The organism is Mucilaginibacter sp. SG564 (assembly GCF_013149275.1).
Classification (GTDB): Bacteria; Bacteroidota; Bacteroidia; order Sphingobacteriales; family Sphingobacteriaceae; genus Mucilaginibacter.
Map to the genome: position 1 here is coordinate 1 of NZ_JABGNA010000028.1, position 10978 is coordinate 10978.

General features: G+C 41.6%; 7 protein-coding genes. 4 read left to right on the forward strand and 3 right to left on the reverse strand.

Going from position 1 to position 10978, the window contains the following annotated elements:
- Positions 1 to 134 precede the first annotated feature (134 nt).
- Together FHW89_RS28460 and FHW89_RS28465 are read right to left on the reverse strand one after the other, a co-directional pair.
- Entirely contained in the window at positions 135 to 1115 is a 981-nt protein-coding gene (locus FHW89_RS28460) for an acyl-ACP desaturase (protein WP_172338439.1), read from the reverse strand.
- Positions 1116 to 1700: 585 nt separating this feature from the next.
- Positions 1701 to 2786 (reverse strand): glycoside hydrolase family 5 protein, encoded by a 1086-nt coding sequence (locus FHW89_RS28465; RefSeq protein ID WP_172338440.1) that lies wholly within the window; start codon positions 2784 to 2786, stop codon positions 1701 to 1703.
- Between the two features lie 119 nt (positions 2787 to 2905).
- Between FHW89_RS28465 and FHW89_RS28470 the strand changes: the two genes are divergently transcribed.
- The 4 genes from FHW89_RS28470 to FHW89_RS28485 all read left to right on the forward strand — a co-directional run bounded on the left by FHW89_RS28470 (position 2906) and on the right by FHW89_RS28485 (position 9938).
- On the forward strand, positions 2906 to 4255 hold the full coding sequence (locus FHW89_RS28470) for a sensor histidine kinase KdpD (RefSeq protein WP_172338441.1): 1350 nt from the start codon (positions 2906 to 2908) through the stop codon (positions 4253 to 4255).
- Positions 4256 to 4268: 13 nt separating this feature from the next.
- The gene (locus FHW89_RS28475; RefSeq protein ID WP_172338442.1) at positions 4269 to 6353 is read left to right on the forward strand and encodes a cellulose biosynthesis cyclic di-GMP-binding regulatory protein BcsB; all 2085 of its coding nucleotides are present in this window, start codon (positions 4269 to 4271) and stop codon (positions 6351 to 6353) included.
- Positions 6354 to 6517: 164 nt separating this feature from the next.
- A complete protein-coding gene (locus tag FHW89_RS28480) occupies positions 6518 to 8362 on the forward strand; it encodes a glycosyltransferase family 2 protein (protein WP_172338443.1) in 1845 nt (614 codons plus the stop codon).
- 10 nt (positions 8363 to 8372) lie between these two features.
- Entirely contained in the window at positions 8373 to 9938 is a 1566-nt protein-coding gene (locus tag FHW89_RS28485; RefSeq protein WP_172338444.1) for a hypothetical protein, read from the forward strand.
- A gap of 396 nt (positions 9939 to 10334) precedes the next feature.
- On the opposite strand, the gene FHW89_RS28490 is transcribed toward FHW89_RS28485, so the two are convergent.
- A complete protein-coding gene (locus tag FHW89_RS28490) occupies positions 10335 to 10775 on the reverse strand; it encodes a hypothetical protein (protein ID WP_172338445.1) in 441 nt (146 codons plus the stop codon).
- Positions 10776 to 10978: the final 203 nt, after the last annotated feature.

The following is a 10978-nucleotide window of genomic DNA, read 5'->3' on the forward strand; positions in this document are numbered from 1 at the left end:
TCAAACTCAATCTAAAAGGAATGAGCCCGGTAAAATACCGAGCTCATATTATGAATAGTTAAATTAACTTTGTCCAACTTTTGGGGTGCACTTCACAATTGGGTGCCTCTTTTAATATTTTCTGATAAGGAAAATTATCCGTTTATCCAGCTGAATTTGTATTCCAGCATGGGGTTTTTCATGCGTTCGGCAACACGCAGCAGGCGCGATGGCAGGTTCATGATATAATCGCGGGCTTTTTCGCCGGCTTCATTCAGATCGATAGTGCTTTCAATATGCCAGTCTTCGATCAGCTCTTTCAGTATATCCACATAATCAATAGCGGTATATATACCCAGGCGTTGCGCGGCATCGGTAAAGTGACCAAACGTTTGACCAACTTTTAAACCTACCTCACGCAGGAAGTGAGCAGGCATCACGATCTTTTTGCGCATCATGTCCTCAAAAGCGATCATGGCTTCGCTCGGATCAACCTCAAATATTTTTTCGATAAAGTATTTATAAGCTTTGGCGTGGCGGGCTTCATCGCCGGCAATGGTACCACACATTTTTGACAGCAGGGTATCACCATCCTTTTTAGCCTGTGAGGCTACACGTCTGTGCGATACGTTTGTCGCCAGTTCCTGAAACGAGGTGTATATAAAGTTACGGTACGGATCGGTTCCGGTACCGATATCAAAACCATCGGCAATCAGGTACTGGGTAGATACCTCCATCATGCGCATATTAACCCGGCCAGATAGATAAAGGTATTTGTTGAGCAGATCGCCATGACGATTTTCTTCGGCTGTCCAGTGGCGGGTCCATTTCATCCAGCCGCCTTCTTCGTCTTTGGATACACCTTCAACCATGGTAAGCCATGACTCATAAGTAGGCAGGGCCTCCTCGGTAATGGTGTCGCCAATTAAAACGGCTATCAGGTCGTAACTTAAACCCTGGGCGCTTTCCTGTAGTTCCTTTATCTCACTAAAAAATGAATCTCTTGTAGAGTCGGGTAAAAAATCAGATGGTTGCCAGATATGATCAACAGGTTTCAAATATTCGAACATCTTCTCGAGCATATATTTTTCAATATGCTCCATAACCTCCCGACGTTTTTCTTCAAAAAATTTCATAACAGTATATTACCTGGCAAAGGTAATCAATAAATGAATAATTATGTTAAATGATTTTTGGGAACAAGGATTGTTTTGGAGTAAAGATTTTGGGAACCAGGAGCAAGGACTTTTTCTTTGCGCCTTAATCTTTGTTCCTGTTATACATAAGGAGATGCCGCAGACGACTCACCCCGACATCGCTGCGCTCGTCCCCCCCCTCTCTGCTTCGCGCATAGAGGGGGGGAACAATTATTGAATTAATGATTTAGCGAATTAGTGATTTATTTTCCCGTCAGCAGATAAGCTTCGGTTGAAAGCAGACAGAACGAAGGTGGGCGGTGCGGTTGCGGGGCATAGCAAGTTTTTGCTGAAGGGAGAGAAAGAGGGAACGAAGTAGGGCAAAATAATTGCAGCCCTGGTTCTGTCCGCTTTGCAGGATAAAGGCCTGCAGCCAAGAAGCATTTCTGCTGAAAGCCCTTTGGTTACTTTGTGGCTACAAAGTAACTGGCCGTCCCGCGGCCAAGAGCGGGTATGCGCCATGTATAATCGGCGAATAGATCCTTCACTCCGCTCAGGATGACAAACAAATTAAAACTCTGTCCTTTACCTTACAACCCCAATAGCCTCTTTCATACAAACCGGCAACGTACTTAAAGCTGGTTTGCCGGTAAACAGGGAGAATGCCCCGTTATAATCCCAAAGCATACCGGGAATGTTTAGTCGTTTAAGGGCGGCCCGCATGGCTTTGATATAGCGGCAGCGACTGTCCAGGTCGGCATATTTGTTATAAACACCGTATTCGCCGCATAGTATGGGGACATCGTATTTATTGGCCCATGTTTTAGCAATTTGTAACTTATCGTTAATGGATTGCTCGTTACCATCTTTATTGTACTTGTTATAATTGAGTTCGCCGGCAGTTCCACGGGCTTTTGGGCTCAGGGCTGGAAAATTTTCCGCACTATAAGGAAATGATACCCCGGTTGTTGCTACCTGATCGCCCACCCATGCTGCACCCTGGTGCGTAAAAAGAAAGGGTTCATAAAAATGAAAGGTATAAATGATGTTCTCGTCGGACAGGCGAACAAAACGGCTCAATTCATAAATACTGTTGTAGTTAGATGCACCAATGATGAGGGTGTGCTTTTTATCAATTTTGCGAATGGCGGTTACTATGTTGTAGGCCGCGTCTTTCCACACTTTGGGGTCAATTCTGGGCGGTTCGTTATACAGTTCAAAAAAAACATCGTCAGCGTTGGTATGGATATAACGTTTTATCACTTTTAACCAGTGATTAATAATTATAGGTGTTTCCACCAAATAATTGGTATCATTTAACTTTCCGTAATGGTAATCAATTACCAGTTTAAATCCATACTCGTGACATTGTTTCACCACCTGGTCAATCTGGTGAAACACTTTTTCATCGGGTATATGCTGCTCTTCAAACCAGCTAAAAGCAACGGGTAACCTGATGCTTTTAAAGCCTAGTTTCTTCAATAATTCGAGATCATTTTTTTTCAAACCTTCTTCCGCAAACGTTTGTTTAACCCATGTTTGCTCCAGCCATGAAATACTAATGCCATTGTTCAGACTTTGTGCCCGTTTGAAAGCTAACTGCCGGACCTGTGGCATTTTTGGACTGCTTTTTGCAACAGCGCCAGCAGTTGATACTATGAGTATTAACAAATAGTTTAAGATTTGCGTAATAGGAATTATTCTGACTCTCACCTCTTAAACCTAAGCTTGATAAAAAACCATAACAAAAACGGAACTTGATTTTAAATTACAATTTAAGATAACGAATAATGTTTGTTCAAATTGCAAAAGACGAATTAATAAAAGAGACCTACAAAAAAGCGTGGTTCCAAACCAATAATATCATTTGGCCCATTATTTTGCTTTACCCGGTTTTTAGCATTATTGATTACGTATACGCTCCGGAAATTTGGATACAGTTTTTTATTGTAAGGTTAATAACCAGTGCCCTGATATTTGGTCTGCATGGTTTGTTTACCGCTAAACATTATGATTATCGTTTGCTGCTGCATATCAGTTTTTTTATGCTTTCGGTAACATCGGCGCTTTTATGTAATATTGTAAAGATCCAGAACCTTAATATTTACTATCTGGTTTTTGCAACCATTGTATTGTTTTTTAACCTGCAGGTATTTTGGGAACCTATTAACTCCTTTATAGAAGTATTGATAGCTGTGCTGTTACTGGCTATATTTTTTAACCTGTTCAGCGATTACAATCTGGATATCGTGATCGGTACGGGTGGCGGGCAATTTTTTATTATAACGGCTATTATTTCGTGCATCATCCCGGGTACCCGTTACAAGGTGATGCGGAGGGATGTGCGCTCGCAAATACTGATCGAAAAATCAAACGAGCAGCTCAAACAACAAAATGCCGACATCAATGCCAAAAACAACCTCATCGACGCTCAATATGAACAACTGCGTAAGATTGACGGGCAAAAGAACAGCTTTATCAATATAGCCGGGCACGACCTTAAAAACCTTATTGGCTCTGTAGTGATGAGCAATAATATGATCAAGGAAGAAGATTATCGTCTGAGCAGTGATCAAAAGGAGTATGTAGGTTATATAGCTGAGTCGGCCGAAAAAATGCAGTACCTGCTCAACAAGCTGATGGATGTGAAGGAGATAGAATCGCCGGAGATGCAGTTTAAGCTGGAAATATTTGATGCCAACGTAGAGGTAGCACACGTTTTCAGAGGCTTGTATGAAACCGCGCAGATGAAAAACATCCACCTTACGGATAATATCCTGAAATTGCCTCTTAATGTAAGGCTCGACAGGGTATTTGCCGGTCAGGTATTTCAGAACTTATTGTCAAACGCCATTAAGTTTTCGCAAACCAATAATGATATCAGGGTGGTAACCAGCCTGCAGCGTCAACGCTTTGTTTTTGAAATTATTGATGAAGGTATAGCCATTGGCCAAAAAGAACTGGATATGATGTTTAACAAGCTAAAAACGCTTAATGATACATCAGGCACAAATGAAAGCCGCCTTGGTTTGGGTCTTTCCATCGCCAAATTGATGACCCAGGAAATGGGCGGCGAACTAAGTTATCGCAGTGACGATAACGGTAATTATTTTAGAGTTGAGTTTTACGTTATAAATTAATATTTACAACCAGATGAATAAATTTTTAGCCCTATTAGCCTTTGTATTTTTATTGAATACAACAACGCAAGCACAAAGTATAGTAACTTTTAAATCGCTTGGGCATGAGGACGATGTGCTATACGGAATGAGCGGCGCCAATTCATTTTATGTGAAGATAACTCCGCTTACCGAAATGAATGGCAGCAAGCTGGTTCTGTATTTTGAGCCCTCACAGGCTTTGATCAAAGAGCGTTCATACATCAACGTGGTTATCAACAACAAACCTGCATACAGCGCCCGGTTAACCAGGGATTCGATCCAAAAACTTACCCTGAACCTGAGCCGTGCGGATTTGTCGACCGATAAGTTCCTGAAAATACAGGTAAAAACCCTGTTAACCATCAGCGATGATGAGTGTAAGGATCTGGATAATCCGGCCATGTGGTTAAAGATCAAAAATTATTCATACCTGTCGTTATTAAAAAATAGTAAAGGCCTGCTCGATGGCGTAAACATCAGCAACTGTTTTGATTCAAAAAAGGCTGTCGTTTATCCGGCAAACCCAAGTCTGCATGACCTGAAAGCCGTAGCATGGGCCTACTCCCGGTTAAAAAAGACACAAACCCGCAATATCCAGGTATTTGAAGAAGGTAAAGTACCCGATAGCGTACGTAACTATATACAGGTGGGCAATATAGCAAGCCTGCCTGCTACCAAGCGCGAGCTGATAAAAGTAACTCCACAAAGTGACCAGGGTTTATTTTATCTGCACAAATCGGCTGGTGTAGCTACTGATACCATTACCAGGATGGTTGCGGCACCAAACGGCACGCTTACTCCAGTTAAAACCGTGACCCAGGAAAACGTTTCTAAAGAGATTTTATTTGTTACCGGCGGCGACGATAATGGTTTCGAAAAAGCTATTACCGCCCTGGGCAACATGAATATCCTGAATTCAACTTACGGCGATTACCTGCTGATTGAGAAAGCGCAAAATACCTTCTTTAAAAGTATTGACGAAAACCGGTCTAAATTATCCCTGAAACAAATTGGCGGTGTGAGCGACTTTTTATCGGGCATAGGTTCACTCAAAAGTGCCTACTCCTTTAAAAACAGCGACTTTAGCTTTACACCAAAAGAAGTGGAGATCCATTTTGTAGCCAACTACAGTGGATTAAGCCCAGGCGACCGTGGTTTCTTTAATATTTACCTAAACGGTTTGCTTATCAGCAGCGAAAAACTGGATGCATCCGGAAAACTGAATACCTCTATCACCATTAACCGTTACCAGCACCATAAATACAATACGCTGGAAGCAGAATTCAGGTTTTTCCCAACCAACGGGCATTGTAAAGATAGTTTCATCAATTTCTTTGCCGAGGTTGATGTAGATAAATCATACCTGGAGTCAAAAAATCCATTTATCACCAGCAACCTGAGCTTTTACCAGTACCCGGAAGCCTTTAACACCGGCACTACCCGCGTATTAATAAGCAGGGATTACGCGAAATATACCGCGGCTGCCCTTGGTGAAATTATTTATGAACTGAATAATAACATCAATGCCAATAACTTCCCTGAGTTTGTTTATTCTGACAGCATGCCGCCAGATGAGCTTAAAAAATACAATATTATCGCCCTGCTATCCAAAGAAGATCAGTTGCTGAAAGAATTCCCCGACGCGCCGATTACCTTTAGTCGTGATTTCCGCCTGTACAATACGGATAATCATACACCGGTTTATTCCCTGTCAGATACCGTGTCAAATGGTCTGGCCCAGATATTTTACGGGCGCAGCAATAATGCCACCCTGGTACTTACAGCAACCGGGAAGCACATGTCTGAAGCATTTTTAGCAGTATCCAAATCCATTACCGAACAGCTTTCAACATTATCCAGCAACGTTTGTATATCTGATATTAACTCCAACAAATATTTGTTCAACATCAACAAATCGAGCGAAAACCTGGAGTATATCGATACCAAAAGCGGTTTAACCCGTTTCTGGGACAATTACAACCTGTACATACTGTTGGGCTTATTGATCCTGATATTGCTATCGTTCTTGTATGTGCGTTCAAAAGTTCAAAAATCACAGGAGTTATTTAACGATTAACGCTCCTTTAGTATCAAGTAGTTAGTATCAAGTACCACGACTCTTTGGGGTACCTTATACTAACTACCTGATACTCTATAGATCAGGTATCACGATTTTTCCGTCACATTTTAAATCTGTACTTGATACTTGATACTAACTACTTGATACTAAAACAAAAAACAATGAGTATTTCTATTCCTGAACTTTTGGTAAACGACGGGTTCATTACGCCAGCCGATCAGGAAAAAATCAAGCTTTTTTCGGAACGGTCGGGCATGTCATATACCAAGATCGCTTTGAACTTTGGTTATATCTCCCGTAAAAACTACGAACGTTCATTAACCAACGCGGGCTTTACCTTCGCGCCGGTAAGGGAAGAAGCTTTTGATACCGAAATACTCAAAAAGATCGATCTGAAATTCGCTAACGATCATATTGCCTTACCGCTTCGCATCGAGAATAATAAGGTAGTAACGCTGATGAGCGATCCGAGCAACCAACTGTTTATTGAATTTATCAGGTTCACTTATGATCTGGAGCCGCACATTATTGTAGCCAGAGACCTGGATATTACCTGGTTAACCCATAAATTGCTTGGCGAAAAATATGTTAAGGCCTCCGTGTTTGAGCTTTTAAGGCGAGATCCAGACAGCTCGGCATCAACCACCTTTACCAGTCCGCAATTGGTTACTATTTTTATTCTTATCAGCATCATAGCCATAGGGCTGGTGTTGAATTTTAAAAATACGTCCATCATTATCAATGTGATTGTGAGTTTGTTTTTCCTGATCGCTATTATTTTTAAACTGTTCCTGGCTTTGATAGGCTCGCGTTTTGAACTGCACCAGGCGGTAACCAAAACCGATGTACGGAATATTATGGAAGACAGCCTGCCGGTTTATACCATTTTGCTGCCGGTTTATAAGGAAGATAAGCTGATCAAAAAACTCATCTGGAACCTGCAGAGCCTGGATTACCCGCGCGAACAGCTGGATATTAAATTGCTGATTGAAGAGGATGACGACAAAACGCTGCAGGCGGTTCAAAACCTGGATTTCCCGGGTGTTTTTGAAGTGATCGTGGTGCCTTTCCACATGCCTAAAACCAAGCCAAAGGCTTGTAATTATGGCTTACACTTTTCAAAAGGCAAATACCTTACTATTTATGATGCCGAGGATATCCCCGATACCGATCAGCTAAAAAAGGTGGTAGCGCTTTTTGCCAAACTGCCGCAAAATTACATCTGTATACAAAGCGCGCTAAACTACTTTAACCGTAACGAGAACTTTTTGACACGGATGTTTACGCTGGAATACTCCTACTGGTTTGATTATATGCTGCCGGGACTGGATACGCTGGATATCCCTATTCCGCTGGGGGGTACCAGTAACCACTTTAAAATGGATGCGCTGATAGAATTAGGCGCCTGGGATCCGTTCAACGTAACCGAAGATGCCGACCTGGGCGTACGTGCCTATGCCAAAGGTTATAAAATATCCATCATCAACTCCACCACCTACGAGGAAGCTAACAACGAACCTATTAACTGGATACGCCAGCGTTCGCGGTGGATCAAGGGGTATATGCAAACTTACCTGGTACATATGCGCAATCCGGCAGCTCTGGTTAAAAAAATTGGATGGCGGGGTTTCTGGGGTTTTAACTTTTTCATAGGCGGTACATCGGCCACATTTTTGGCTTACCCGCTTTTGTTATTCATATTTATAAGTTACCTGATATTTGATTTTTCCACCATCCGTTCGCTGTTTCCCGACTGGGTATTATTTATGGCGATATTTAACCTGATGGTGGGTAACATCCTGATGATTTATATCAATATGATGGCGGTATTTAAACGCCGGTATTTTGAGCTGATATTATTTGCCATTGCCAACCCGGTTTACTGGTTAATGCACTCGGCAGCGGCGTATATGGGCTTGTATCAGTTAATAGTGAACCCGTTTTACTGGGAAAAAACCAATCACGGATTAAGTAAAGTTAATAACCCAACCAACGTTATTAAATAAGATTATTGTAATGAAGTTTTCAAAAAATCAATACCTCTTTATTTTAACCCTGATACTTGGCGCTTACTACCTGGTGATCGGCATTTATTTAAATCACCTGGGTTACTATAATCAGGAAAGCATTTTTTACATCGAAAAAACCAAAATAGTTTTCGAGGGCCTGGGTAACCGTATTAAAGTAATGGGTTTAACATCGCCCTTGCTGCCCTTTTACAACACTTTTATTTTTAGCTGGATCAATCCCTACCTGGCACCTGTAATAGCATCGGCCATTGGCACAGCCGTTTTATTTTACATTATTGCCAGCACGTTAACCAAACGTATTGAAGATGATTTTTACCTGTACGTACTTTTATTGTTGTTTTTTCTGCACCCGGGTTTACTATATACGGCCTGTTCCGGAAAATCCATCTATATGGTGCTTACCTTCTTCTTCCTGTTCTTTTTTAACCTGCTTAAATTTTACCGTTCCAACACTACGTTTCACGTTTCGCTGGCCAGTATCTGTTTGGTGATACTTATTTTTTGTGATTATAAGTTTATCTGGCTTACGCTATTCTTTGTGCCATTGGTGCTGGCTATTACCGTACAAAGCTTAAACCTGGGCGAAAAGGAATCTATTTTCCGTTTGTTCTTGAGCTTTAATAGTCCGTCATTGCGTCGTAAGCTTATCAATAAAACATTTGCCATATACGTTATCCTGTTTATTTTACCGCTGGCCTCGGTAATCAGTTATAAGCTGCTTAACCTTACGCATGCTAACGACCTCAACTATTTTATCGAAAGCCCTTATGCCACCTGGAACGTACTGGTTGATAAGCTTAACTTTGATATTGCCACAACGAGCGCCAATTATCAATTGCCGGAGCTATCCATAATGGTATCGTTAAGGGTGATCTATTTTTGTCCGTTGATATTGGTAGCGATTTATCTTTTCAGGGAGAGTACCTACCAGGCCTTAACTATTTTAACACCATTTGCATTCATAGAGTTTTTGCACATTAAATACGATAAGGTATTTTTAAACTATGAGTATTATCTCATTTTCCTGATCCTGTCATTACTGTGCCTGGTATTTAAAGCGCAAACGGTAAAGCGGCAAATGGTATTTAAAGTGATATTATCTGTTGTGATACTGATCCAGTTGTATACCGGATATATTTTCCTAAGCCAATCATTAATAACCGACGAAAAGCGCTTTATAACCACACTGACCACACGCAAACCAAATACAGATCAGGAAGAAACCATGGAACTGGCTGATGTGATCAACAGCTTACCTAAAACTTCGCGGGTATTGATGGACGATGCTGTATCGTACCCCATCGCGGCATTTACACATGATATTCAGAAACTAACCCTGCCCTACCAGGACCTGTTTTTAAGTGCCATAGAAACACCGTACCGCTACAACGATTATATCCTGATAGCCACAGCCAAAAATCCATTTACGGGTTATACCCAGTTGAATAACCGGTACATCCCGCTTATTAAGGTAGTGAACAGCGGTGTAAACTATCAACGGGTTTACGAAACCGACAACTGGATCCTTTACCGAATTGTTTCGACGCAATAGTTTCTCCGTCGCCAATATATTCAATAATTAAACTCAGTCTGAACTTCCGCAACCACTACAGCCGGAAAAGGAACAACCGGAGCATCCGCTGCTGCAGCCACTATCGCCGCTATGGCAACCGTGATGGTCGCTACCATTATGATGATTACTGTGACTCCAGTCTGCAGTACAGCCCGAGCCTCCGCTATCTGCATTGCCGTTGTTATCTTCCTTCTTGTTGTCCTTCCGACCCCATATTGCATAAATGATCATCAACACGATCATGCACATCAACAGCATAGCACCATAGGACGCCCGAATAAAAATGCCAAGGCATAATATAAGTAGTAAAGGCACAATAGTACGTACACCCACTTCCGGCTTTTTTAGTAACCAATATCTACTGATATTTACCCGTTAAAAATTGATATCGGAAAAACGCTGCTGATTCGCAGGCCAGATATCGGCAGGGGGATTGCCATCAAATGTTTGTTTGTATAATTGCTTCGTATCTGTATAATAGTCATCGTATTTTGTATTTTCTGTGTCACCGCCTTTGGTTGGGTTATGATGGACCTGTGTTTGCAGCGTATCCTTGCACAGATCGATCCAGTAAGAATGGGTAAAGGTTAAATGCAGATGCCAGGCCTGGTCCACCGCATCAGAGGGGGTAACTCCATTTTGGGATATACAGCATAAAAAAATAAACTTCTTGTACTCTTCTATAACCCGTAATGTGTATTGCAGATTCCAGCCATTTTCACGTGCAAGGCGATCGGAAAATTTAAATGCTGATTGTGGGTTATCCAATTGAAAGTTTTGGATCTTTTGCCAGAGTTGTGATTGTTCAGGTGTCATGATATCAAATGATATATGACTTAAAACTAAGTAAAAGAAATGAGCCGTTCAACGACCAGGAATTAGCTTAAAATTCGGCTAGATCTTTTTAAGCAAAAGCTATAAACGCAAAAAAAGCCTCAGCGATATGCTGAGGCTTTAAGTTTTACATCCTTGCTGGATGATAAGATTTGGCACCGACCTACTCTCCCACGTTTTACCGC

Coding starts and splice junctions, on each gene's coding strand:
- FHW89_RS28460 (WP_172338439.1), bottom strand. CDS start 1,115: ATGAAATTTTTTGAAGAAAAACGTCGGGAGGTTATGGAGCATATTGAA.
- FHW89_RS28470 (WP_172338441.1), top strand. CDS start 2,906: ATGTTTGTTCAAATTGCAAAAGACGAATTAATAAAAGAGACCTACAAA.
- FHW89_RS28475 (WP_172338442.1), top strand. CDS start 4,269: ATGAATAAATTTTTAGCCCTATTAGCCTTTGTATTTTTATTGAATACA.
- FHW89_RS28480 (WP_172338443.1), top strand. CDS start 6,518: ATGAGTATTTCTATTCCTGAACTTTTGGTAAACGACGGGTTCATTACG.
- FHW89_RS28485 (WP_172338444.1), top strand. CDS start 8,373: ATGAAGTTTTCAAAAAATCAATACCTCTTTATTTTAACCCTGATACTT.
- FHW89_RS28490 (WP_172338445.1), bottom strand. CDS start 10,775: ATGACACCTGAACAATCACAACTCTGGCAAAAGATCCAAAACTTTCAA.